The sequence below is a fragment of the Streptomyces sp. x-80 genome (genome assembly GCF_046549095.1).
In the GTDB taxonomy this organism is placed as follows: Bacteria; Actinomycetota; Actinomycetes; order Streptomycetales; family Streptomycetaceae; genus Streptomyces; species Streptomyces celluloflavus.
The window spans coordinates 121,352-145,232 of the sequence record NZ_JAJPWM010000008.1; the positions used below are offsets into that span (position 1 = coordinate 121,352).

The window sequence follows — 23,881 nt, forward strand, 5'->3', positions numbered from 1 at the left end:
CCGTTGTTCAGCATCACCGTCCGCAACCACTTCATGGTCGCCCACAGCTTCCGCGGCGAGGTCTTCGGGCCCGCACAGCGGCTGCACGGCGCGACCTTCACCGTGGACGCGACCTTCCGTCGCACCACCCTCGACGCCGACAACATCGTCGTCGACATCGGCCTGGCCACCCGGGAACTCGAAGCGGTCCTCGGCGAGTTCAACTACCGCAATCTCGACGACCAGCCCGCCTTCGAGGGCGTCAACACCTCCACGGAGTTCCTCGCCAAGGTCATCGCCGACCGGCTCGCCGACCAGGTGCACTCCGGTGCCCTGGGCGAAGGGGCGCGCGCACTGTCCGGCATCTCCGTGACCCTGCACGAATCGCATATCGCATGGGCGACGTACGAGCGCGCGCTGTGAGCCAGGCCGGCACCACCACGGCGGCCCCGGGCCGGGTGCACGTCGTACTCCCCGGCGGTGTCGACGACCCGGCCGCCCCCAGCGGCGGCAACGTCTACGACCGCAAGGTGTGCCGGGGCCTCGCGGCGGCGGGCTGGACCGTGCACGAGACCGCTCTGCCGGGTTCCTGGCCGCAGCCGGACGAAGCGGCCCGCACGCGGCTTGCCCGTACGCTCGCCGCCCTGCCCGACGCCTCCGTCGTCCTCCTCGACGGCCTGGTCGCCTGCGGCGCACCCGAGGCCGTCGTCCCGCAGTCCGGCCGGCTGCGGTCGGCCGTCGTGGTGCATCTGCCGCTGGCCGACGAGACCGGGCTGCCGCCGGCCACCGCCGCCCGCCTCGACGAGCGGGAGCGGCGGACCCTGCGCGCCGCGGACACGGTCGTGGCCACCAGCCCCTGGACGGCCCGCCGGCTGACCGCGCACCATGGCATCGACCCGAGCCGCGTCCACCTCGCCCCGCCGGGCACCGACCCCGCGCCCCTCGCACCCGGCACCGACGGCGCCTCCCGGCTGCTGTGCGTGGCATCGCTGACCCCCCGGAAGGGACACGACCTGCTCCTCCGGGCACTCGCCGGCCTCACCGACCTGCCCTGGGAGTGCGAGTTCGCCGGAGCGCCGGGCCCCGACCCCCACCGCTGCGCGCACCTGCGCGACACGGTCGCACGGTCCGGCCTCACCGGCCGGGTACGGCTGCTCGGCCCGCGGACCGGCGCGGACCTCCACCGCACCTACGCCGCCGCCGACCTCGCCGTGCTGGCCTCCCGCGCGGAGACCTACGGCATGGTCGTCACCGAGGCGCTCGCCCGCGGAACTCCCGTGGTGGCAACGGCCGTCGGCGGTGTCCCGGACGCCCTGGGACACGCGCCGGACGGCAGCCTGCCCGGCATCCTGGTGCCCCCCGATGACCCCGAGGCCCTGGCCGCGGCGCTGCGCCGGTGGCTTGCGGACGCCGCGCTGCGCGACCGGCTGAGGGCGTCGGCGCGGCTGCGCCGTGCGGGGTTGGCGGGATGGCAGACGACAGCGGAGAGCCTCGCCGGTGTACTGGCACGGCTCGGCCGGCAGCCAGGGAGAACCGCGTGAGCACGGCAGACCAGGTCCGATACGCCGCCGAGTGGCTGGAGTTGCGCGAACCGGCCGACGCACGGGCCCGCTCCCGAGATCTGCTCGCCCCGCTCACCGCCCATCTGGCGCGGGCACCGTCCGCCACCGGCCGGACGGTGGTCCACGACCTCGGCTGCGGCACCGGTTCCATGGGGCGCTGGCTCGCCGCCCGGCTGCCCGGACCGCAGCACTGGGTCCTGCACGACCGCGACCCCGAGCTGCTTCGGCTGGCCGCCGCCGGGATGCCGGACACCGCCGCCGACGGCAGTCCCGTCACGGTCCGCACCCGGCAGGGCGACGTCACACAGCTGCGCGCGGCCGACCTCGACGGCGTCTCCCTGGTCACCGCCTCCGCCCTGCTGGACCTGCTCACCGCGGACGAGGTGGACGCGTTCGCCACGGCGTGCGTGCGGGCCCGGTGCCCGGCGCTGCTGGCCCTCTCCGTCGTGGGGCGGGTCGGCCTCGATCCGGCCGACCCTCTCGACACCGAGCTGACCGCCGCGTTCAACGCCCACCAGCGCCGGGTCCACGGCAGCCGCCACCTGCTCGGCCCGGACGCCGCCGACGCCGCCGCCCGGGTGTTCCGCCTGCGGGGCGCTCAGGTGTGGTCCCGGCCCAGCCCCTGGCGGCTCGGCGCCGGACAGGAGGTGCTGCTGAGGCGGTGGCTGACCGAGTGGGTGGCCGCGGCCGTCGAGCAGCGGCCGGAGCTGGGTCCCCGCGCCGACGCCTATCTGCGGCGTCGTCTGCGGTCCTGTACGGCGGGCGGGTTGCGCGCCGTGGTGCACCACAGCGATCTGCTGGCGCTCCCGGCGGCGCCGGGCGGGGCACCCGCATGAACCGGCGGGTCTGGGCGGTGGCCCGCGTGCTCATCGGGCTCGGCATCCTCCTGGTGGTGCTCTGGCGGATGGGCACCGGTGCGTCCCTCGCCGCCCTGCGCTCCGTCGATGCCGCGACGCTGCTCCTCGCGCTCGCCATCGGCCTGGGCACCACCGTCCTCAGCGCCCAGCGCTGGCGCTTGGTCGCGGGCCGGCTGGGCCTGCGGCTCCCGCTGCGCGCCGCCGTCGCGGACTACTACCGCGCGGTGTTCCTCAACGCGGCACTTCCCGGCGGGGTGCTCGGCGACGTCCACCGGGCCGTGCAACACGGCAAGGACTCCGGTGACCTCGGCCGCGGCGTGCGCGCGGTGGTCCTCGAACGGACCGCGGGCCAGGTGGCGCTGATCGCCGTCGGCGGCACCGCCCTGCTGGCCGAACCCTCCCTCTTCCGGCACGGCCGCGGCGCCCCGCTGGGCCTGCTCCTCCTCGTCGTCGCGGCAGTCCTGGGTGCGGCGGTCATCGCCCTGGTGGCGGCGGCCCGTTGGGGGCGGTACGCGGCCCGGCTACGGCGCGCGCTGTCCGCCGCCCGTACGGACCTCCGGCTGGGTCTGCTCGCCCGCGACACCTGGCCGGCGGTGGCGGGCCTGTCCCTGGCGGTGCTCGCCGGACACCTCGGCATGTTCCTGGTCGCGGCGCGCGTGACGGGCACCCGGGCGCCGGTGGCCCAGTTGGTGCCGCTGTTCCTGCTGGCGCTGTTGGCGATGGCGCTGCCGGTGAACATCGGCGGGTGGGGGCCACGGGAAGGCGTCCTGGCGCTGGCGTTCAACTCTGCCGGGCTGAGCGCCGAACACGGCCTGGCCGTCTCCGTGGTCTACGGGGTGCTCGCCTTCGTCTCAAGCCTGCCCGGCGCCGGGGTGCTGCTCCTGCGGCAGGCCCGCCCCCGCCCGGCCGGTACGGAGCTCGAACTCCAGGAGCGTGTCCTCCCCGAGTGCGAAACGGCGCACCGGGGCCCGTAGCGCTCCACTCATCCGGTCCGGTCCGGGGAAGCGCAGTCCGGGTATGCCCTCACCCAGGATCACGGGTGCGACAGTGACGTAGAGCCGGTCCAGGACGCCGGCCGTCAGAAAGCGGGAGACGGTGACGCCGCCGCCCTCGATCAGGACCCGGCCCAGGGACCGCTCGGCGAGCGCGCCCAGCAGCCGCGGCGGCGCGAAGCGCTCGCCGTCGCCCGGCACGTCGAGGATCTCGACGCCGTCCCGACGGGGCCGGGGCGCGCCGCTTCCGGCTCCCCGGACCCACAGGGTCGGCGCGGCGCCGTCGGTGAACACGCCCCGGTCCGGCGGCACCCGCCCGCTGCGGTCCAGGACCACCCGGGGCGGACTGTCGCCCGCGCAGGCGCGTACGGTCAGCCGGGGATCGTCCGCGACGACCGTGCCGGCCCCGACGACCACGGCGTCGGCCAGGGCCCGCAACCGGTGCAGATGGCGGCGGTCCTCCTCCCCCGTGACATACACCGCGTCACCGGTGCGCGTCGCGATGAACCCGTCCACGCTCTGCCCGAGTTGGGCGAACACGCAGCGCGGGCCCGCCAGACACAGCGGGAGGTAGCGGTGGGCCAGCAGCGTCGCCTCGGGTGTGGCGTCCTCCGTCCACCGCCACTCCCCTTCCGGCCCACGGGCGAGTCCGGCCCGCTCGGCGTCCTGTGTGGTCCGTACGGACAGCAACCGGCCCCAGGCACGGTCGGCGTCGAGTTCTCGTGGCATGGTGGCCTTTCGTCGGTGGCTGCGGTCGGCGCCCGCCGGCCCGTGCCCATGTCTACCCGCCGGGCAGGGCCTGGTACTTGGTGAACGCGGCGACCAGGTGGGCGATCGCCCCGTCGTCCCTTTCCCGCAACGACAGTGACGGCCACCCGATCACCCCGAGCCGGTGTACTCCGCCACCCCCGGCGCGAGCAAGTGCCGGCGCTCGTCGGCACTGTGGCCGGCGATGCCGAGGGAGAGTGCCGCCGCCCCGCGCGACGGGCCGGGCCGCCCGGCGATCCGGAACTCCGCGTCCGGTGCGGAGGTGTCCCGGCAGGTGTCGAAGTCCCCGGTGTTCACCGCGCGGGTCCGGCGCACGGAGAAGTATCCCCATCGCAGCTCCAGCGGCAGCGGCTCGGGGGACGGCGCGGTCACCGGTGCCGCCCGCCCGCTCCCGCCGACGCCCCGGCCGCGGACAGATCGTCCCGGGTCACCCGCCGTTCCCGCACCAGCCACCGGCCGTCCTCCTCGCGCCACCCCACATCGGCAAGCACGCTCCGGTCCTCACCGGCCCGACGCCACCGGCCAGGCCGCCGTCGAGGCCGCGAACGGTCTGAAGAGGCCGGACAGAACCCACCGGAGTCTCCGCGGGCGTCCGGCACCACCCTCCGCAGGGAGTCGGCATCACACCGCCGAACGCCCGCCACAGCACACCCCTCACAGCAACGGATTCGTGCCCTCGGGCGGACGTCACGCACCCCGGCGGCCACGCTGATGGCGGCCGCGCACATCTCTCGCCCCGCAACTGTGGGGATACGCGCCATATCGGTCTGACCTGCGCATTCCTACGGTGTGGCGACACCTGATCCGCCCCTGCCCCCGGAAGTGGTGACCATGGCCGCCTCGGCATCCGCGCCCCCAACTCCTGGCTCGCTCAAGCGCATTGTCGCCGCGAGCCTCATCGGCACCACCGTCGAGTGGTACGACTTCTTTCTCTACGGTTCCGCCGCCGCGCTCGTCTTCAACAAGCTGTTCTTTCCCGGCTCCGACCCGCTCGTCGGCACCCTGCTGTCGTTCCTGACCTACGCGGTCGGCTTCGCCGCGCGTCCCCTCGGGGCGCTGGTCTTCGGTCACTACGGCGACCGGCTGGGCCGGAAGAAGCTGCTGGTGCTGAGCCTGTTGATGATGGGCGGGGCGACCTTCGCGATCGGACTGCTGCCCACGCATGCGACGGTCGGCACGGCGGCGCCCGTGCTGCTGACCGTGCTGCGGCTGATCCAGGGGTTCGCGCTGGGCGGTGAGTGGGGCGGCGCGGTGCTGCTGGTGTCGGAGCACGGCGATGCGCGGCGGCGCGGGTTCTGGGCGTCCTGGCCGCAGACCGGTGCGCCCGCCGGGCAGTTGCTCGCCACCGGTGTGCTGTCGGCGCTGACCGCACTGCTGTCGGACGCGGAGTTCGTCTCCTGGGGCTGGCGGGTGCCGTTCCTGCTCTCCGGGGTGCTGGTGCTCCTGGGACTGTGGATCCGGCTGTCCGTGGATGAATCGCCGGTGTTCAAGGCCGCGTTGGCGAGCGCGGAGTCGCGCCGGGCCGAGGGCGCGGCGGTGGAGAGGATGCCGCTGGTCGCCGTCCTGAAGTACCACTGGCGGGACGTGCTGATCGCGATGGGCGCCCGGATGGCCGAGAACATCTCGTACTACGTCATCACGGCCTTCGTCCTCGTCTACGCCACCACGCACACCGGCCTGTCCCGGCAGACCGCCCTGAACGCGGTGCTGATCGCCTCCGCGCTGCACTTCGCGGTCATCCCCGCCTGGGGCGCCCTGTCGGACCGGATCGGCCGCCGGCCCGTGTATCTGCTGGGCGCGGTCGGGGTGGCCGTCTGGGCGTTCCCGTTCTTCGCGCTGGTGGACTCCGCCGACTTCGGACCGCTGCTGCTCGCGGTGAGCGTCGGGCTGGTCTTCCACGGGGCGATGTACGCGCCGCAGGCGGCGTTCTTCGCGGAGATGTTCGCGACGCGGATGCGGTACTCGGGCGCGTCGATCGGCGCCCAGTTCTCGTCGGTCGCGGCCGGTGCGCCCGCCCCGCTCATCGCGACCGCGCTGCTCGCCGACTTCGACAGCCCGACGCCCATCGCCCTGTACGTCGTCCTCGCCGCGGTGCTCACGCTGATCGCGGTGGGCGTGGCGAAGGAGACCCGCAACCGCGATCTCGGCGCGGCCGACGCCGCACGGCCGGACGGGGCGCCGGATCCGGCCGGGGACACGGGTGCGGGGGCCGGCGACACCGCGGCGGCCGGTGAGGAGAGCGCGGCGGGCGGTGCCCGGCGGGCCTGAGGCGCACCGCGGCGCGGCCGCGTCCCGGCCGCGCCGGTCAGGGCCCGGCCGGGGAGCAGGCGCGCCGGTGCGGGCACCCGTAGGGGACGCCCGTCCTGGCACCCCGCCAGAGCACCCGGGTGCCGGCCGGGGTCAGGACTTGCCCTTGCCCCGCAGCGAGTCCTTCACCCCGGCGGCCTTGTCCTTGGCGTTCTCCACCGTGTCCTTGGCCTTGGCCTTGGCCTGGTCGGTGCGGCCCTCGGCCGCCATCCGGTCGTCGCCGGTGGCCTTGCCCGCCGCCTCTTTGGCCTTGCCCTTCATCTTGCCCATGGTCCTGTCGTCACCCATGGCGAACTCCTTCGTCCGGTGGGGAGGGTCGGTCTGTAGCCGTGGCCCACGCTGCCGCAGATCGGCACGGTCCGCACCCGGAGGGGGCTACCGGTTCACCGGCCACGGGCGCCGCCCCGGTGGTGCGTCGGCCCCGGGGCGCCGCGCGTGGCGCCCCGCCCCCGTCACGCCCCCGGCGGGCGGACGACCGCGGCGGAGAGCTGGTGCAGCCGCAGCGCGAGCTGGATCTCCAGCGCGCGGGCCGGGGACTGCCAGTCGGGGCCCAGCAGGCGGCCCACCCGCTCCAGCCGCTGGGCGACGGTGTTCACATGGACGTGCAGTTCGTCCTTGGTGCGGGCCGGGCTCATCCCGCTCGCGAAATAGGCGCTCAGGGTGCGCAGCAGATCCGTACCGCGGCGCGCGTCGTAGTCGGTGACCGCGCCGAGCGTGCGGTGCACGAACCCGTCCACATCGCGGGTGTCGGCGAGCAGCAGGCCGAGGAACCCGAAGTCGGCGGCGGCCGCGCCCTGCCCGCCGCGGCCCAGCACCCGCAACGCCTCCCGGCAGCGTCTGGCCTCCGCGTACGCGTCGGCGACCGCGGCGGGGCGGGCGGCGGGGGCCGTCACGGGCGCCGAGCCGCCGACCGTGACGGGTACGTGGAGGGCGGCGCCGAGGCGTCCCGCGGCCTCCCGGGCGGCCTGCGCCGGATCGTCCCCGGGGCCGAGCGGCAGCAGCAGGACCGCGCCCCCGTCCCGTACGGCGGCCAGTCCGCGGCGGGTGGCGGCGAGATGCGAGGCCGCCGACCACAGGCGCTGCCGGTCGGCGCCGGCGACGGGGCCCGCGGCGTCGCATGCGGCACCGCTACGGGCGGCAGCCGCCGGGGCGGGAGCGGGCGCGGGAGCCGGGGCGGGGGCGGGTGGCGCCGCCCCGGCGGGGGTGTCCGCCGCCTGCGGGCCGTCGGTGCGCGTGCCCGGCGGGCCTTCGATGCGCGCCGCGAGGACGATATGCGGCGCGTCGAGGTTCGCGCCGACCCGGGCCGCGCGCTCGCGCAGCAGCCGCGGGTCGCGGCCGGCGGCGTCGAGGAGGTCGTCCAGCAGTTCGCCCCGCACCCGCTGTTCGGCCTCGCCCGCGCTCCGCCGGGCGAGCAGCAGCAGGGAGGTGACCATCGCGGCGCGCTCCAGGGTCCGCTGGTCCACGGGGTCCAGCACCGGATGGCCGCGCAGGACGAGGGCGCCCAGCACCTCGCCGCCCGCCGACACCGCCGCGACCCAGTCCGTACCGTCCCGTACGGCGTGGCCGTCGGCGCGGGAGCGGTCCAGGGCGGCGGCCGGCGCCCGGCCGGGACCGGCGAACTCCACCTCGCCACGGAGCACTTCGGCCACCGCGTCCGCGACGTCCTGGACCCCGCCGCCGCGCAGTACCAGTTCGGTCAGCCGGTCGTGGATGTCCGACGCGCGCTCGATGACCGCGCTGCGGTCGCGGATGATCTCGTTCGCGGCCTCCAGTTCGGTGAGCGTCTTGCGGGTCTCGGCGAGGAGGTTGGCGGTGTCGATGGCGACGGCGGCGTGTGCCGCGTGCGCGGCGAGCAGCGCTATCTGGCCGTGTTCGAAGACCCGCTCCCGCCGGTCGGCGGCGAAGAGCACACCGATCACGCCGCTGCCGAGCATCAGCGGCACCCCGAGGATCGCCACCAGCCCCTCGTCCTGGACACCGGTGTCGATGGTGCGGGTGTGCCGGAACCGCTCGTCGTGGAAGTAGCTGTCGGTGACGTACGGGCGGGCGGTCTGGGCGACGAGGCCGCCGAGCCCCTCCCCCATGCCGAGCCGCAGCTGCTGGAACCGCGCGGACACCGAACCGTCGGTGACCCGCATGTACGTATCGCCCGCCGACGGGTCGTGGAGGGTCAGATAGGCGGCCTCGGTGCCCAGGAGGGAGCGGGCCCGGCGCACGATCGCGCGCAGTACGGCGTCGAGGTCGCGCAGTCCGGCGAGGTCGTGGACGGTCGCGTAGAGCGCGGACAGTTCGGCCTCGCGCCGCCGCCGGCCCTCCAGTTCGGTCCGTACCCGCAGGGCGAGGAGCTTGGCCCGCTCCAGGGCGGCGAGCCGCCCGGCGGGTGCGCCCTCGGCGCGGGCGCGCAGCACCGCCCGTTCGAAGTCCTCGGCGGACGCGCCGGTGGCCAGCAGCCGGAGGAAGGGGGTCTCGGCCGGCTCGTCGGGCGGCGGGGGCGTTGCCATGGGCGCGGCGGTGGTTGCCGTCGGTGCCGGTCCGGGAGCGCGCTCGGGTATCGGATGTTCGCTGGACATGGTCACAGGGATACCTCCGGTACGACGTGACACACCAGCCTCCACCGCCTCGCGTGCCGTCCCGTACGCCGCCGCCTCGGAGCGGCGCGCCACCCGCCCGCCACCGGACACCGGCGCCCCGGGAAGCGCGGCCGCCCTCGCGGGGCGCACCGCCGTACGGCCGTCCCGCGCCGCGCGCTCAGTGCGCGGTCCAGCCGCCGTCGAGGGCGAGCGAGGTACCGGTGACGAAGGACGCCTGGGGGGTGCAGAGATAGGCGACGGCCTCGGCGACCTCTTCGGGTTCGAGCAGCCGCTTGAGCGCCGAGTCGGCGAGCAGGATGTCGGCCAGTACGCGGTCCTCGGGGATGCCGTGCGCGGCGGCCTGGTCGGCGATCTGCCGTTCGACGAGCGGGGTGCGGACATATGCGGGATTGACGCAGTTGGAGGTGACGCCGTGCGGGGCGCCCTCCAGGGCGGCGGTCTTCGACAGCCCCTCCAGGCCGTGCTTGGCGGCGACGTACGCGGACTTGAAGGGGGACGCCCGCAGGCCGTGCACAGACGAGATGTTGACGATGCGGCCCCAGCCCTGCCCGTACATGTGCGGCAGTGCGCCGCGCAGCAGCCGGAAGGGCGCCTCCAGCATGACGGTCAGCACCTCGTGGAACGCCTCGGGCGGGAACTCCTCGATGGGGCGGACGAGTTGCAGGCCCGCGTTGTTGACCAGCACATCGCTGCCCGCGGCCGCCCGTTCCGCGGCGGTCAGGTCGGTGAGGTCGAGCGGGTGCGGTTCGATGCCGCCGGGGGTGCCGGCCGGCAGCGCGTCCAGGAGGCCGTCGAGGCCGGCCGCGTCCCGGTCCACGGCGCGCACCACGGCGCCGGCCGCCGCCAGTCGCAGCGCGCAGGCGCGTCCGATGCCGCCGGCGGCGCCGGTGACGAGTGCGGTGCGGCCCGCGAGGTCGAGGGATACCGGGCCTGGGGTGCCGATCGCGGTCATACCCGCACCTTAGGCAGCCCCGGGGAGCGGCACCGATGTGTCACCGCCCCACACTTGGCCCCGGTGATATGGCGGCCGCGCACGCCCGCCGCGGGCGACGGCTGCCACGCCCGTCCGCACCGCCCACCGCACCCGCGCTCCCCGCGCCTCGCCCGCTCACCCGAACGGCCGCCCCGGATCGCCGCGCCCCCGCCGGGCTCCTAGCGTCAGACGACGCAGCGCGCCGCCTGCGCACCGCCGCCACAAGGAGGTCCGACCATGCGCCGGCTGATCGCCGTACCGATCGTGCTGCTCGCCCTCGCCGCCGCCGGATGCGGGAGCGGCGACGGCAACGGGGCCACCTCCACCGCCGCGTCGTCCACCGCCGGTACGGGGACCGGCGGACCGGACCGCGCCCCCTCGCCGGGTACGTCGGCCACCTCCCCCGCCGTCCCCGGGCAGTCCGTGGAGTGCGGTGAGATCCCGGACGCGCTGGGCGCGGGCCGGAGCGCCGCGCTCTTCGCGGACCCGGGCGCCGGCGGCACGGTGGACTGCGCGGAGGCCCACGGTGTGATGACCGAGTTCTTCCTGCGGGCGCCGCGGCGGACCGGCGGGGACCAGGGCGCGCTGGCCGTACGGGGGTGGGCCTGCCGGTACGAGAGCGGTCCGGCCGGCACCTGGCTCAGCTCCTGCCGCAAGGACGACCGGGAGATGCACACCGAGTACCCGTCGGACCCGGACACCGGCCCCGGCCCGTCGGACGGCCCCGACTCCTCCCGGCTGCCCAGCCTGCCCGGCGACCCCACCGGCCCGGTGGGCGAACCGTCGACCGAGGAGTTGTAGCGGCGGCTCGCGCGGGCCCGCGGCCGGGCGGCGGGAGCGGCCCGCGCGCCAAGGGCTGTCCCGTAATACGAGGCGGGCGCGCGCCTCAGGGCCGGGGGTCCTCCCCCATCCCGCGGAACCAGGTGGGCCCGTCCTGAAGCGCCCGCTCGATCCGGGTCAGCGCGTAGTCGTGGACCGCCGGCAGGTCGTCCACCGCGAACCAGCCCACGTCCAGCGATTCGTCGTCGTTGACCCGGGCCGTGCCGCCGGTCGCGCGGCAGCGCAGCGTGACGTCCATGAACTGGCACCGGTCGCCGTTGGGGTAGCGGACCGGCGGCATGGCCTCGACGAGGACGACGCGCTCGGGCACGACCCGCACCGCCGTCTCCTCGTAGACCTCGCGCACCGCGGTCTCGGCCGGCTGCTCGCCGGGCTCGGGGATGCCGCCGATCACCGACCAGCCGCCGGTGTCCGCCCGCTTGCCCAGCAGGACCCGGCCCGCGTCGTCGAAGACGACCGCGCTGACCCCCGGCAGCCACAGGAGCTGTTGGCCGATGGAGGTCCGCAGGTCATGGATGAAGTCGGGGGTAGCCATGCCGGGAACCCTAAGGGACGATCCCGCAGGTCCCGGGCGCGCACGGGCGGCGGCCGGCCGCTCAGGCGCCGGTCCGGCTCCCGCCGCGCAGGCTCAGCCGGCCGCGGATACAGCGGACGGCGCCCTCGGCGTCGTCGACGGTGACGGTGAACGTGCGGCCGTCGCCCAGCCGGAGCACCAGGCCCTCACCGCGGCGTACGACGACGGCGGTGCCCTGTTCGGGGCGCCAGCGGTAGCCCCAGCCGCCCCAGTGCCGGGGGGTGACCTGGGGGGCGAAGTCGGCGCCGACGACATGGTCGAGGGGGATCCGGCGGCGCGGTACTCCTATGTGGCCGCAGCGGACCTCCAGATGGTCCTCTTCGACGCGCACCGCGACATGGACGAAGGCGAGCGTGCCGAAGATCACCAGCAGACCGGCCGCGACACAGCCGACCACGGCCATCGCCAGGGGCGCGAGGCCGGAGGTCCAGGTGCTCTCGACGGCGAGCTGGACGCCCAGCGCCAGGCAGGCGGCGCCCACGGCGGCCAGCAGCCACTGCACGCGGTTGGTGGCGCTGCCGTGCCACACCTCGGGAACGTCCGCGTGGGCGCCGCGCACCACGGGCGCGCCGCTGCCGGCGCCGCTGTCACGACCGGCGTCGCCGGGGGTACCGGGGGCTGCTGCCCCCTCGTGGGGGTGGTCCCTCATGCATCGCAGCGTACGCGTCTTCGCACGCCGGGGCAGAGCTCCGGACGAGGCGTCGGTCACCCCGGGACGCGGGGTGCGGGCCGCCACCGAGGGTGCGGTGGCGGCGTCCTCGGGGGCGCGCCCCGGGTGTCAGCGGCGCAGCGCGGCGGCGGGCGTACCGGTGTCCGTACCGGCATCCGGGTCGGCGCCCGCACCGGCCAAGGTCTCGGCGGCGGCGAGCAGTCGGCCCTCCGCGTAGGCGAGCGCCGCGGCGGGCAGCCGGGCCGGGCGGCCGCCGAGGAGCACCCGCAGACCGCCGGTCGGCGCGGCGGCGGGTGCCGGTTCGGCGCCGACGCGGCGCAGTGCCTGGGCCGCGACGGCCTCGGCGGAGCCGTGCAGGACGAGCTCGGGGGCGCCGGGCCGCTGGAGGGCGGCCCGGATCCGGTCGGCGACCAGTTCGTAGTGGGTGCAGCCCAGCACGACGGCGCGGACGTCCGGCGGGGTGCGCCGGGCGGCGGCCGCGACGGCCGCGTCGACGGCGGCGTCGTCCGCGGCCTCCACGGCGTCGGCGAGGCCGGGGCACGGTACGCCGGTGACGGCCACACCGGCCGCGAAGCGTTCGATCAGCTCCCGCTGGTAGGGGCTGCCGGTGGTGGCGGGGGTCGCCCAGATCGCGACGGGGCCGCCGGCGGCCGCGGCGGGCTTGATGGCGGGCACGGTGCCGATGACGGGGACGGCCGGTTCCAGCGCGGCGCGGACCACCGGCAGCGCGTGCACGGAGGCGGTGTTGCAGGCGACGATCAGGGCTTCGGGGTGGTGCGCGGCGGCGGCGCGGGCGACCGCGAGCGCGCGCGTGGCGACGTCCTCGGGGGTGCGCGGGCCCCAGGGCATGCTGTCGGGGTCGGCGGAGAGGATGAGATCGGCGTCCGGCCGCAGTCGCCGCACGGCGGCGGCCGCCGCGAGCAGTCCGGTCCCGGAGTCCATCAGCGCGATCTTCACCCCGACACTCTACTCAGCCGTGCGCCCGGTTTGTCATACCGGCCCGTGGTCCGCCGGTCCCCCGGCCGGCCGACGGCGTTCCGGCGCACCCGGCCGATCACCGGTGCGCGGCACCGTCCGTGCGGCAGACTGCGGCCCGTGGGAGCGATGGAGTGGGTCGGTGCCGGGTCGCTGCTGGCCTGGTTGTGGCTGCTGCTGGGGCAGGGTTTCTTCTGGCGTACGGACGTCCGGCTGCCGGACCGGCGGGATCCGGCGCGCTGGCCGTCGGTCGCGGTGGTGGTCCCGGCGCGGGACGAGGCCGGGGTGCTGCCGGCCAGTCTGCCGTCGCTGCTCGGGCAGAAGTACCCCGGGCGGGCGGAGGTGTTTCTGATCGACGACGGCAGTACGGACGGGACGGGCGCGCTGGCCCGGGAGCTGGCGGCCGAGCGGGGCGGGCTGCCCCTGACCGTCGCCTCGCCCGGCGAGCCCGAGCCGGGCTGGACGGGCAAGCTGTGGGCCCTGCGGCACGGGATGGCGCTGGCCCGGGAGCGGTACGCGCCGGAGTATCTGCTGCTGACCGACGCGGACATCGCCCATGAGCCGGACAGTCTGCGGGAGCTGGTGGCGGCGGCGCGGTCGGCGGAGCTGGATCTGGTGTCGCAGATGGCGCGGCTGCGGGTCGAGACGGGCTGGGAGCAGCTGATCGTGCCGGCCTTCGTCTACTTCTTCGGGCAGCTGTATCCGTTCCGCCGGGTCAACCGGCCCCGGTCGCGGACCGCGGCCGCGGCGGGCGGCTGTGTGCTGCTGCGGCGGGCGGCCGCCGAACGGGCGGGCGTCCCGGAGTCCATCCGGCATGCGGTGATCGACGATGTGACGCTGGCGCGGGCCGTGCAGCGCTCCGGCGGGCGGATCTGGCTGGGGCTCGCGGACCGGGTGGTCAGCGTGCGGCCGTATCCGCGGCTGGCACAGCTGTGGCGGATGGTGGCGCGCAGCGCGTACGCCCAGCTGCGGCACCGGCCGTCGCTGCTGCTGGGGACGGTCGCCGGGCTGGCGCTGGTGTATCTCGCGCCGCCCGTCACGCTGCTGGCCGGCGTGGCCCTGGGCGAGGCGCCGGCCGCGGTGCTGGGCGGGGCGGCGTGGGCGGTGATGTGCGGGACGTATCTGCCGATGCTCCGTCACTACCGGCAGCCGCTGTGGACGGCGCCGCTGCTGCCGTTCACCGCGCTGCTGTATCTGCTGATGACCGTGGACTCGGCGGTGCAGCACTACCGGGGACGCGGGGCGGCGTGGAAGGGCCGGACGTACGGGGCGCCGTGACCCGCGCGGCCCGGTGGCGGCGCAGTGCGGCGGCCGGCGTCATTTGGCGGCCGGGGACCAGTTCAGACCCCAGCCGTAGGCGTGGTCGACGGTGCGCTGCGGGCTGACGCCGGGCGCGGGGACGAGATAGCGGGCCTCGCGCCGGACGACGAGTTCGCCGTCGGTCCGGGTGAGCAGCGCCAGTGCGCAGACGGTGGCGGGCACCGTGCAGGCGTCGAGCGAGAACTCGACGGGTGCGCCGTGCTGCGGCCGGAGGGTGACCGTGGCGTGCAGCCCCTCGAAACTGCGCGCCCCGGCATAGACGGTGACGAAGATCAGGATGCGCTTGAACCGGGCCTGGTGGTCGAGGTTGACGGTCAGGTTCTCGCCGCCCTCGACAGCCCCGGTGCGGTCGTCGCCGTCGAGCTGGATGAACGGCGGTGTGTGCAGTGAGCCGAAGTTGCCGCCGAGGGGGTGCACCACTCCGGCGCTGCCGTCGGTGAGCTCGAACAGCGCGCACAGGTCGAGGTCGAGGTCGCCGCCCTGGGGGAGCAGCGCGCCCCGGGCGCCCATCGCCTCCATCGCCTTGCGGCCGAGCTTCCGGCCCAGGCTCCGGCCGCCCTTGCCACCGGTCCAGTCGAGGTTCACCCGCAGCGTGCCCGAGGCGCCGCCCTGTTTCGTCAGGGAGACGGCGGGGGCGGCCTTGGTGAGCGTCACCTTCGTCAGCCGGACCGGGGCGGGCGCGGGGGACGGGGCGGACGGGCCGGGCGGGAACGGGAGCTGACCGGTCGGCAGCGGGGGCGCGAGGGGCACGGGCGGCGCCGGCGGGGGCACGGGCGCCGGCGGCGGGGCCTGCGCCGTGAGCGGCCCGGGTGCGGGCGCGGGCTCCTCGACGCTGATGCCGAAGTCGGTGGCCAGGCCCGCGAGCCCGGTGGCGTAGCCCTGCCCGACCGCGCGGAACTTCCAGCCACCCTGGCGGCGGTAGAGCTCGCCGAGCACGAAGGCGGTCTCGGCGGTGGCGTCCCAGCTCTCGAAGCGGGCGAGCTCGGCGCCGCTCACCGCGTCCAGCACCCGGACACCCAGACCGGGGACGCTCCCGAAGGTGCCGCCGTCGGCCGAGGCCGCGAGCACCACCGTGTCGACGGCGCCCTCGACGGCGGCGAGATCGACGGTGAGGCTGTCGGTCATGACGTCACCGACGGGCCGCTTGCCCTCGTGGCGTACGGCGCCCGAGGCGTGCACGGCCTGGTTGTAGAAGACGAGGTCCGCGTCGTCGCGGACCTTTCCCGACACCAGGAGGAGGGCGGAGGCGTCCACGTCCGGAGCCCCGGGAGCGGCGTGCCAGCCCAGCTCCACCCGGACCGCCGCGGCGGGTACCGGTACGTTGCCGCCCTTGAGCATCGTCATCGCCGCGCCTGCCTCTTCCCCTCGTATGCGCCGCCCCGTCAGCGGTGGCATCCCCCAACCTACTTGGCCGGAGGCGCCCCGAACGCCCCTCGTTCACCTGCGAGAAGTCCCGCCTTTACACGATCCATACGGGCGTTCGCGACCGATTTCCGTAAGTTCGCTCACATTGTGGACGCGGAGCCCCTCACAACACGCGAAAGAACCCCCTTGCCCGGCTCCCCAATCGACACATCGTGGGCTTAACTTAAGAGGTATGACCTCCCCCCGCTCTACCTACGGCGGCGGCTACTACGCTTCGCCCTCCTTCCCGGACACCCCGATCTACGACAGCCTCGTCGCGGAACGCGGTACCCCGCAGATCGCCCCGATCCGGGTCTCGCCGCCCGCGTACGACACCGGCTCGTCCTATCTGCCGGCGCTGCCCTCGGCACTGCCGGCGCTCCCCGCCGCCCCGTCCCAGCCCTCGCCCGGACAGGGCTATCCCGGTGCGGCCGCGCAGCCGGTCGCTCCGCTCCAGCAGACTCCGGCGCCGTACATCCCGCAGCAGGCCGGTACCCGGGGCTATCCCGCCCCGCAGCCGCCGCAGCCCCAGCGCTCCGCCTCGGGCACGGGGTACGAGGCGATGCGTCCGGCCGCGCCGGTCGCGCCGCGGCCCCCGGCTCCGTACGACGACCCGTACGGCCGCCAGTACCCACGCGGGTACTGATCCGGCCGGTCGTCCAACCGTCCGGCCCGACCGGCCGGCCGGACGCAGGTCCGGGCTCGCGCCGCGATCGGCCCCTCCGCACCCGGTCACAGCCGTCGCGGGGGCCGGTCCGGCGAGACGGCCGGGGAGCGGTGAGGCCCGCCGGGGAGACGGTGGCCGCAGGTGGCCACCGGGCGCGGGCCGCTCGTCCAACGGCCGGGGCCGGAGTCGTCGTTCGTCCGTGCCGGGGGGCTCACGGGCGACGTCCTCCGGCCGGGCCGCGCCCGACAGGGAGCGGCTGACGGTCACGGTGCCCGGGACCCGGGGGTGGTCCCTGCCGGACAGGACCGGGTCCCGGCGTCCGCACAGCGGCGCCGCGGCCCGTCCCGTACATCTCACCGCTCCGGAACGGCGCCGGTCCCGCCGTCCGGGACGCGCCGCCGAGGAACCGTTTCCGGCCCAATGTGGTGGTGGGCGCCACCGGACCCCGGGCGGCGGACCACCGGCCCCCGGTCCGGTGCGGCGAGGTGGCCAGCGGGCCGCCGGGCCCGGCGCACACTGCGTGGTCGCCGCCCTCGGCCGGTGCGCGGCCGGGCTCGGCGAGGAGCCGCGGCGCATGCTCTCGGGGCATCGACGCTCCGGTGACCAGTGGGTCTTCGGCCAGATTCTGATCCCTCGTGAGATCGGCACCATCCCTGTCGGCGACCCGTTCGGGATACTCGGCTGACGGGCCGGCGCGGCCCCCGCCGTGGCCGCGCCGAGGGCGCTCGCGGCGGCCGGCCGGACTCCTTGTGGCCCGGTTTCACCGGCCGCCGGGCAGTGAGCGCCCGGCGCCGCCTACGGGAGAGGCCGACGGGGAGACAGAGAGCCGCGTGTCGATGGCTGCGAGGAACACCAGGAGCGTCCACCTCATCCCCGTCCCGCATCCGCGGCCCGGGGAGCGCGCCGTGGCGCGCCCCGACGGAGATGGTGCGGCCGTGGCGCAGCCCGATCCGGCCCGGCCCGCCGGGACACCGGCCGAGACGCCCTGCCGCCCGCTGCTGCGGCGCCGCTTCACCGCCCGGCTGCTGCCCCAGCTGCGGCTGCTGGTGGAGGAGTGCGCGGCCCGCGAGGGGCTGGCCGAGCCGCGGCGGGGCGAGTTCGTACTGGCCGTCGACGAGATCGCCGGGAACGCCGTGGAGCATGCCGGCGGTTCGGGGCGGCTGGAGGTGCGCCGGGTGGGCGATGAGCTGGAGTGCCGCATCAGCGACGCCGGCCCCGGGTTCAGCGAAGCGGTGATCCCCGAGCTGCTGCCCGGCCTCGACGGTGCGCCGCAGGGGCGCGGGCTGTGGCTGGCGCGGCTGGTGGCGGACCGGTTCACGGTCGCCGCCGGTCCGGTCGGGACGGGCGCTGTGGGCACCGGGGGCGCCGGAGCGGTCGGCACGGTGGTGACGCTGGCCGTACGGCTGCGCTGACCACCGGTACCGCAGTTGCGGGACTCCCTCGAACACGCCCGGCAATCACCGGAGTTGGTGCACCGAGAGGCCCCGGGCAGGGCAGGAAGGACACCGCACGGCGTCTGCCGCCTCCCCCGCGCGTGGCGTGATGTTGCTCTCTCTTTGCGTAACTCCCCCACGGGTGCCACCCGATGAGATAGGTACGGGAACGGACGAGGAGGTGCGGCGGTGCGGGCGATGACCGGGCTGGTGACGGGGCTGTGGCGCTGGCGGCGCAATCCGCTGTGGCGCCGGACCGACCGGATCGAGGCGTGGCTGGCGCTGGCCGCCGTCCTCCTGATGGCGCTGGGGGCGCCCGCCGTGGGCTGGTACGCAGGCCGGGCCGCGAACGGCGCGCTGCTGGCGAGCGTACGGATCCAGCGCGAGACGCGGCACCCGGTGTGGGCCACGGTCGAGCGGCCGGCCTCCCGGACCCCGCTCGGCCCGGATCCGGAGACCTCGTCGTCGCGTGCGGGGCAGCCGCGGGTCGTCGCCAGCTGGACGGCGCGGGACGGCAGCGCGCACACCGGGCGGATCGCCGCGCCGCGTGCGCTGCGGCCCGGTGAGCGGTTCCGGATCTGGGCCGACGGCCGGGGGCTGGTGCTGCCGCCGCCGATGGACGCCGGCACCGCCGCCACCCACGCGGCGCTGGCGGGGCTGGGCGCCGCGGCGGCCACCGGGTGCCTCATCGGGGGCGGCCGGCGGCTGGCCGTGCGGCGGCTGACGGCGCGTCGCCACCGCCGCTGGGACCTCGCGTGGGAGCGCGCGGGCCAGGACTGGGGGCGGGCCGGGGCGGGCAGCTGACCGTCCGGCTGACCATGTCAACTCCCGCCCGCCGGGCGCGCTACGGTGGTGCAGCCAGCCTCCTGGCTGGGGCCTCGCAGAGCCGGCCGCGGACATCCGCGGACGTACGGCTGCCGGGCCGGCAACAGCCGTACGAGGTGGGGACACGACAGCGCCATGGCACAGGGCTCGGTCCAGGTGACGCACTCCGGAACGTCGCGTTGGCGGCGCCGTACGGGGGAGTACAGCTCGCTCGCCGCCGCGCTGGAGGCCGCAGGGGACGGTGATGTGCTGACCGTGCCGGCGGGCACCTACCGCGAGAATCTGGTGCTGGTGCGCGCGGTGACGCTGCGTGGGGCGGACGGGGCCCGCGGTTCGGTGCGGATCGCGCCGGCCGACGGTGTCGCGCTGACGATCCGGGCCTCGGCCACCGTCCACGATCTGCATCTGGAGGCGACGGACTCGGCCTCGCCCGCGCTGCTGGTGGAGGACGGCGCCCCGGAGCTGTCCGATCTGCGGGTGGTGACCCGGTCCGCGTCGGGCATCGAGGTGCGCGGCGGCGCCCGGCCGACGGTGCGCCGCTGCACGGTCGACAACCCCGGCGGGGTGGGCATCAGCGTCCTGGACGGCGCCGGCGGGATCTTCGAGGGCTGCGAGGTGCTGGCCGCCGGGCAGTCCGGGGTGGCGGTGCGCGGCGGGGCCCGGCCGCGGCTGGAGAACTGCCGGATCCACCACGCCTCCGGGGCCGGTCTGTCGCTGACCGGCGAGGGCACCGCGGTCGAGGCGGTGGGCTGCGAGCTGTACGAGATCAAGGGCGCGGGGGTGCAGGTGGCGGCGCGGGCCACGGGCCAGCTCACCGACTGCACGGTGCACCGCACCGCGGCCGACGGCATCACGCTGGACACCGACGCGGTGCTCACCCTCGCCGACTGCGCCATCCACGACATCCCGGAGAACGCGATCGACCTGCGCTCCCGGTCGGTGCTGACGCTGACCCGCAGTACGGTGCGGCACTTCGGCCGCAACGGCCTGTCCGTATGGGATCCGGGCACCCGGGTGGACGCCAACCGGTGCGAGATCCACGACAGTACGGGCGACTACCCGGCGGTCTGGGTGAGCGACGGCGCGACCGCGGTGCTGGACGCGACGCGGGTGCACGATGTGCCGGACGCGCTGTTCGTCCTGGACCGGGGCTCGCGCGCCGATGTGGTGGACTGCGATCTCTCCCAGGTGCGCAACACCGCGGTGTCGGTGAGCGACGGCGCGACCGTGCAGCTGGACGACTGCCGCATCCGGGAGGCCGCGACCGGTGCGTGGTTCCGCGACCACGGCAGCGGCGGCACGCTCGCCAACTGCACCATCGACGGCGCGCAGACCGGCGTGATCGTCACCAAGGGCGCCGACCCCACCATCGAGGGCTGCACGGTCAGTTCACCGGCCGAGGCAGGGTTCTACGTCTCCGCGGAGGGCCGCGGTACCTTCCACGGCTGCCGGGTCACCGGAAGTTCGGGGTTCGGCTTCCATGTGATCGACGGCTGCCGGACGACGCTGACGCGGTGCCGTACGGAGCGGTGCGCGCGCGGCGGCTACGAGTTCGCGGACGGCGGCTTCGCGGCGGGCGACGGCGGGCCGCTGGTCCAGGACTGCACCAGCGACGAGAGCCGGGCCACCCAGACGCCGGCCACCGGGGCGATAGCAGCGCCCGCGGCAGGGCAGGCGACGCGGACGGCCGGGCTGCTGGGTGGCGTCCCCGCGCCGAGCACGGCCCCGGAGCGGAGCGCGCCGCCGCCCGCCGCGGGCGCCGCCGATCCGGCCGCCGCCCGGCCCTCCGAGGAGGTGCTGGGCGAACTGGACACCCTGGTCGGGCTGGACAGCGTCAAGCGTGAGGTACGCAGCCTGATCAACATGATCGAGGTGGGGCGCAGGCGCCAGGAGGCGGGCCTCAAGGCCGCCTCGGTCCGCCGCCATCTGGTCTTCACCGGCTCCCCCGGCACCGGCAAGACGACCGTGGCCCGGCTCTACGGCGAGATCCTGGCCGCGCTGGGGGTGCTGGAGCGCGGGCATCTGGTCGAGGTGTCGCGGGTGGACCTGGTGGGCGAGCACATCGGGTCGACGGCGATCCGCACCCAGGAGGCGTTCGACCGGGCGCGCGGCGGGGTGCTCTTCGTCGACGAGGCGTACGCCCTCTCCCCGGAAGACTCCGGGCGGGACTTCGGGCGGGAGGCCATCGACACGCTGGTGAAGCTGATGGAGGACCACCGGGACGCCGTGGTGGTGATCGTGGCGGGCTACACCGTCGAGATGGCGCGCTTCCTGGCGGTCAATCCGGGTGTGGCCTCCCGTTTCTCACGGACCATCACATTCGGCGACTACGCGCCCGAGGAGCTGCTGCGGATCGTGGAGCAGCAGGGCGAGGAGCATGAGTACCGCCTCGCCGAGGGGACCGGGGAGGCGCTGCTGAAGTACTTCACGGCGCTGCCCAAGGGCCCCACGTTCGGCAACGGCCGTACCGCCCGGCAGACGTTCGAGGCGATGGTCGAGCGGCACGCGGGCCGGATCGCGCAGGTCGCCGATCCGAGCACCGACGACCTGACGCTGCTCTACGCCGGGGATCTGCCCGAGCTGTCCTGAGCGGGCACGGGTGCCGGGTGGCGGTCGGCCGGGCCGAGCCGGGCGATCAGTTCGGCCCGTACCTTGTCGAAGACCGGGTCGGCCTGGTAGTCGCCGTGGCCCAGGATCTGGGCGGGCAGCGGGTGGTACAGGGTGCGGCCGAAGGCGAGCGGGTCGTGCAGCGGGCCGCAGTCGATCCGCCGGCCGTCCTCGCAGGCGAGCCGGATCGGACCGCCGATGGGGTCGGTCAGGCGCCACAGATTGCGCCAGTCGTCCATCTGACGGTGCAGTCCGTCGAGCGCGGGCGGGCCGAAGTAGGCGGGGAACCAGCGTCCGTAGAGGCGCTCCAGCGGGCAGCCGTAGGTGAGCAGCGCGATCCGGCTGCGGGTCACCGGGTCCAGCTGCCAGACGGCGGCCGCCGCCAGCACGCTGCCCTGGGAGTGTCCGGAGATCACCAGGCGGCCGTCGAACCGCTCGGTCCAGGTGGCCATCCGCCAGGTGAGGTCGGGGACGGCGCGCTCGGCGTAGCAGGGGGGCGCGAAGGGGTGGGCAGCGCGCGGCCAGAAGGTGCCGACGTCCCAGAGGATGCCGATGGTGCGGCGCGCGGAGAGGTCGCGGTAGGCGCGCCGGCCCGTGGCGACGAGCAGCAGCACGCCGGCGCCCATCAGCCAGGAGCCGAGGGCCTCGGCGGTGGCCGCGGCGGCGTGCACGACGGGCGCCGAGTGGTCGGTGGCGCGGCCGGGCGCATGGCCGGTGAGCCAGGCACCGGCCACCGCGCCGGCTCCCAGGACGAGGGTGACGACGGCGGTGGCGGCGACCAGGACGGGGGCCGCGTCGGTCAGGCCGGCGCGGGCGATGACGGTGGCGATCCGCTTCGTACGCCAGGCGTCGGGGCGCTCCTTGGGGTCGTAGAGCCCGGGGACGTCCCTGGCGATCCGGTCGCGGACGACGGTCGCCCGGACCGCGGCGAGCGTCGCGACGACGGCGACCACGATCAGCAGCGCGGGGATGACCGACGCCTGCCAGGACAGCAGGACCGGCGGGCCCGCCATGGGGGCGTGCGCCTGGCCGGGGGTCGCGCCGCGGTCCAGCCAGTCCGCGAACCGCTGGGCCACTCCCCCGGTCAGCACCCCGCCGAGCGCGCAGGACAGCAGCGCGACGGCCGGTCCGGCCATCCCGCGCAGGGCGGTGCGCGCCGTGCTGTGGGAGGCGCGCTGGAGGAACCCGGCGGTGACGGCCAGCGCGAGGACCAGGGCTCCCTGGAGGACGGCGATACCGCCGAAGGTCCCGGCGCCGGGCAGCGGGCCCGCGCTGTCGGCTCCGGGGCGCGCCCAGGCGGTGTACACGGCGGTGAGGACCAGCACGGCGAGGGCGGCGTACGGCAGCGCCCGCACGATCAGGAGGTCGGACTCGTCGTCCCGGGCGGCCTCGCTGCGGGCGGTGCGCCAGACGATCACCAGGGTGGTGACGGCGAGCAGGACGACCAGCGCGGTCAGCCCTTGGCCGGTGACGGCGAGGACGGTGCCCGCGCCACTGTGCCGGTCGGTCCGCGCGGTGGCGACGAGCAGGGCGGCGGTGATGGTCAGGACGCCGGCCGCGGTGTGCGCGGCGCGCAGTCGGCCGACGAGCCGGCGGCCGTACCAGAAGCCGTCCAGGCCGAGCGCGGTGCGTTCGGCGGCGGGGATGTCACGGGTGGCGCCGGGGCGGCGCGGTGGCGGTGAGGCGGATTCGTAGGCGCTCCAGGTGCGGTGCGAGAGCCACCACAGCAGGCCGACGAGCAGCAGCGGCACCGCGGAGGCGAGCACGAGGCGGCGGCCGGGGGCGCTCCACCAGCCGCCGTGGGCGGGGCTGAGGAAGCCCAGCCAGGATTTTCCGGCGACGCAGTAGGCGGAGCCGGCGCACTGCCAGGCCGTCAGATCGAGGGCGACCTCGCAGGCCGCGGCGGTCAGCAGGACGGTGAGGGTGAGCGCGAGGATGCGCACCAGGACGTCGTAGATCCGCTGGGCCTGGTGGCCGGGTGGGGCGGCGGGGCGCATCCAGTGGGCGAGGTTGGCGACCATGAAGGGGAGCAGGATCAGCCACAGTGCGCGGGCGCCGTTGCCCGAGGTGAGGTTGGACCAGCAGTACGCCTCGCGGACCGGCTCGCCGTGGTAGTCGTCGGGCCGCTGTTCGGCGTCCGCGTCCGCGGTGCGGCGGTAGCAGGCCGCGGTGGCGTCGCCGGTGATCAGCTGGACGCGCGGGTCGCCGAGCATCCGCTCCGGGGTGGTGCCCCCGACGCCGTGCACCAGCAGTTCCAGGGCGAGCCGCGGTGCGGCGGCCGGGGCCCGCGCCGGTGTGCCGTCGCGGTCCGTCGGTCGGGCGTGCGGTGTCGTGTCCGCGGTCTCCACTGGTGTGTCCCCCGTTGTCGTGCGGCGCCGTGCGGCGACGAGCCGTCAGATTCTCTCCTGCCCGCGAGCGGACATCCATCCACCCCCGCCGAGGACATTCTTGTCGCGTTCACGCCATAGGTTCGGGTCGCGTCGCGCTGTCGGTGGCTCGTGCGAGGATGAGGGAACCAGTGATCGCGGGCGCAAGCC

The 23,881-nt window shown here is 75.8% G+C and carries 21 protein-coding genes and 1 pseudogene; 11 read left to right on the plus strand and 11 right to left on the minus strand.

Going from position 1 to position 23,881, the window contains the following annotated elements:
- The first annotated feature begins 3 nt into the window (after positions 1-3).
- The 4 genes and pseudogenes from ACLJWH_RS17790 to ACLJWH_RS17805 all read left to right on the plus strand — a co-directional run.
- Positions 4-402, plus strand: coding sequence for a 6-pyruvoyl trahydropterin synthase family protein (locus tag ACLJWH_RS17790; protein WP_411142702.1), 399 nt, complete (start codon positions 4-6; stop codon positions 400-402).
- Positions 399-1,520 (plus strand): glycosyltransferase family 4 protein, encoded by a 1,122-nt coding sequence (locus ACLJWH_RS17795; protein ID WP_411142703.1) that lies wholly within the window; start codon positions 399-401, stop codon positions 1,518-1,520. The genes ACLJWH_RS17790 and ACLJWH_RS17795 overlap by 4 nt, the downstream gene beginning before the upstream one ends.
- Positions 1,517-2,377 carry a class I SAM-dependent methyltransferase gene (locus tag ACLJWH_RS17800; protein ID WP_411142704.1) on the plus strand — a complete coding sequence of 287 codons (861 nt, stop codon included), beginning with the start codon at positions 1,517-1,519 and terminating at the stop codon, positions 2,375-2,377. Before ACLJWH_RS17795 ends, ACLJWH_RS17800 begins: the two co-directional genes overlap by 4 nt.
- 68 nt (positions 2,378-2,445) lie before the next feature.
- Positions 2,446-3,204: pseudogene (locus ACLJWH_RS17805) on the plus strand (lysylphosphatidylglycerol synthase transmembrane domain-containing protein); the annotation flags it as partial.
- Positions 3,205-3,249: 45 nt separating this feature from the next.
- Here the strand turns inward: ACLJWH_RS17805 and ACLJWH_RS17810 are convergent.
- The 3 genes from ACLJWH_RS17810 to ACLJWH_RS17820 form a co-directional block, all read right to left on the minus strand.
- A complete protein-coding gene (locus tag ACLJWH_RS17810; protein WP_411142705.1) occupies positions 3,250-4,119 on the minus strand; it encodes a RibD family protein in 870 nt (289 codons plus the stop codon).
- 150 nt (positions 4,120-4,269) lie between these two features.
- Positions 4,270-4,530, minus strand: a complete 261-nt coding sequence (locus tag ACLJWH_RS17815; protein WP_411142706.1) for a hypothetical protein — start codon at positions 4,528-4,530, stop codon at positions 4,270-4,272.
- Complete coding sequence (locus tag ACLJWH_RS17820) at positions 4,527-4,649, minus strand: hypothetical protein (protein WP_411142707.1); 123 nt, start codon at positions 4,647-4,649, stop codon at positions 4,527-4,529. The genes ACLJWH_RS17815 and ACLJWH_RS17820 overlap by 4 nt, the downstream gene beginning before the upstream one ends.
- A 340-nt stretch (positions 4,650-4,989) precedes the next feature.
- Between ACLJWH_RS17820 and ACLJWH_RS17825 the strand changes: the two genes are divergently transcribed.
- Positions 4,990-6,426: an MFS transporter gene (locus ACLJWH_RS17825; RefSeq protein ID WP_411142708.1), complete on the plus strand. Its 1,437-nt coding sequence runs from the start codon at positions 4,990-4,992 to the stop codon at positions 6,424-6,426.
- Positions 6,427-6,558: 132 nt separating this feature from the next.
- On the opposite strand, the gene ACLJWH_RS17830 is transcribed toward ACLJWH_RS17825, so the two are convergent.
- The 3 genes from ACLJWH_RS17830 to ACLJWH_RS17840 all read right to left on the minus strand — a co-directional run bounded on the left by ACLJWH_RS17830 (position 6,559) and on the right by ACLJWH_RS17840 (position 10,008).
- Positions 6,559-6,753 (minus strand): CsbD family protein, encoded by a 195-nt coding sequence (locus tag ACLJWH_RS17830; protein WP_411142709.1) that lies wholly within the window; start codon positions 6,751-6,753, stop codon positions 6,559-6,561.
- A 164-nt stretch (positions 6,754-6,917) separates the two neighbouring features.
- Entirely contained in the window at positions 6,918-9,035 is a 2,118-nt protein-coding gene (locus tag ACLJWH_RS17835; protein WP_411142710.1) for a helix-turn-helix domain-containing protein, read from the minus strand.
- A gap of 178 nt (positions 9,036-9,213) precedes the next feature.
- A complete protein-coding gene (locus ACLJWH_RS17840; RefSeq protein ID WP_411142711.1) occupies positions 9,214-10,008 on the minus strand; it encodes a 3-hydroxybutyrate dehydrogenase in 795 nt (264 codons plus the stop codon).
- A gap of 258 nt (positions 10,009-10,266) precedes the next feature.
- Between ACLJWH_RS17840 and ACLJWH_RS17845 the strand changes: the two genes are divergently transcribed.
- Complete coding sequence (locus tag ACLJWH_RS17845; protein WP_411142712.1) at positions 10,267-10,830, plus strand: hypothetical protein; 564 nt, start codon at positions 10,267-10,269, stop codon at positions 10,828-10,830.
- A gap of 85 nt (positions 10,831-10,915) precedes the next feature.
- Here ACLJWH_RS17845 and ACLJWH_RS17850 read toward each other — a convergent pair whose 3' ends face one another.
- The 3 genes from ACLJWH_RS17850 to ACLJWH_RS17860 form a co-directional block, all read right to left on the minus strand.
- On the minus strand, positions 10,916-11,404 hold the full coding sequence (locus tag ACLJWH_RS17850; protein ID WP_411142713.1) for an NUDIX hydrolase: 489 nt from the start codon (positions 11,402-11,404) through the stop codon (positions 10,916-10,918).
- Positions 11,405-11,465: 61 nt separating this feature from the next.
- A complete protein-coding gene (locus tag ACLJWH_RS17855) occupies positions 11,466-12,092 on the minus strand; it encodes a hypothetical protein (protein WP_411142714.1) in 627 nt (208 codons plus the stop codon).
- Between the two features lie 129 nt (positions 12,093-12,221).
- A complete protein-coding gene (locus ACLJWH_RS17860) occupies positions 12,222-13,070 on the minus strand; it encodes a glutamate racemase (protein ID WP_411142715.1) in 849 nt (282 codons plus the stop codon).
- Positions 13,071-13,217: 147 nt separating this feature from the next.
- Between ACLJWH_RS17860 and ACLJWH_RS17865 the strand changes: the two genes are divergently transcribed.
- Positions 13,218-14,366 carry a glycosyltransferase gene (locus tag ACLJWH_RS17865; RefSeq protein ID WP_411142953.1) on the plus strand — a complete coding sequence of 383 codons (1,149 nt, stop codon included), beginning with the start codon at positions 13,218-13,220 and terminating at the stop codon, positions 14,364-14,366.
- Positions 14,367-14,405: 39 nt separating this feature from the next.
- Here the strand turns inward: ACLJWH_RS17865 and ACLJWH_RS17870 are convergent, their stop codons facing one another.
- Positions 14,406-15,752: a TerD family protein gene (locus ACLJWH_RS17870; protein WP_411142716.1), complete on the minus strand. Its 1,347-nt coding sequence runs from the start codon at positions 15,750-15,752 to the stop codon at positions 14,406-14,408.
- 253 nt (positions 15,753-16,005) lie between these two features.
- Here ACLJWH_RS17870 and ACLJWH_RS17875 point away from each other — a divergent pair, with 253 nt between their 5' ends.
- From ACLJWH_RS17875 to ACLJWH_RS17890, 4 genes are all read left to right on the plus strand, one after another.
- Positions 16,006-16,458 carry a DUF6643 family protein gene (locus ACLJWH_RS17875; RefSeq protein ID WP_411142717.1) on the plus strand — a complete coding sequence of 151 codons (453 nt, stop codon included), beginning with the start codon at positions 16,006-16,008 and terminating at the stop codon, positions 16,456-16,458.
- Between the two features lie 956 nt (positions 16,459-17,414).
- Positions 17,415-17,891 (plus strand): ATP-binding protein, encoded by a 477-nt coding sequence (locus ACLJWH_RS17880; RefSeq protein ID WP_411142954.1) that lies wholly within the window; start codon positions 17,415-17,417, stop codon positions 17,889-17,891.
- A 219-nt stretch (positions 17,892-18,110) separates the two neighbouring features.
- Entirely contained in the window at positions 18,111-18,716 is a 606-nt protein-coding gene (locus tag ACLJWH_RS17885; RefSeq protein WP_411142955.1) for a hypothetical protein, read from the plus strand.
- A 156-nt stretch (positions 18,717-18,872) separates the two neighbouring features.
- Positions 18,873-21,326 (plus strand): right-handed parallel beta-helix repeat-containing protein, encoded by a 2,454-nt coding sequence (locus ACLJWH_RS17890; RefSeq protein WP_411142718.1) that lies wholly within the window; start codon positions 18,873-18,875, stop codon positions 21,324-21,326.
- Here the strand turns inward: ACLJWH_RS17890 and ACLJWH_RS17895 are convergent.
- A complete protein-coding gene (locus ACLJWH_RS17895; protein WP_411142719.1) occupies positions 21,296-23,692 on the minus strand; it encodes a hypothetical protein in 2,397 nt (798 codons plus the stop codon). The genes ACLJWH_RS17890 and ACLJWH_RS17895 overlap by 31 nt on opposite strands.
- Positions 23,693-23,881 lie beyond the last annotated feature (189 nt).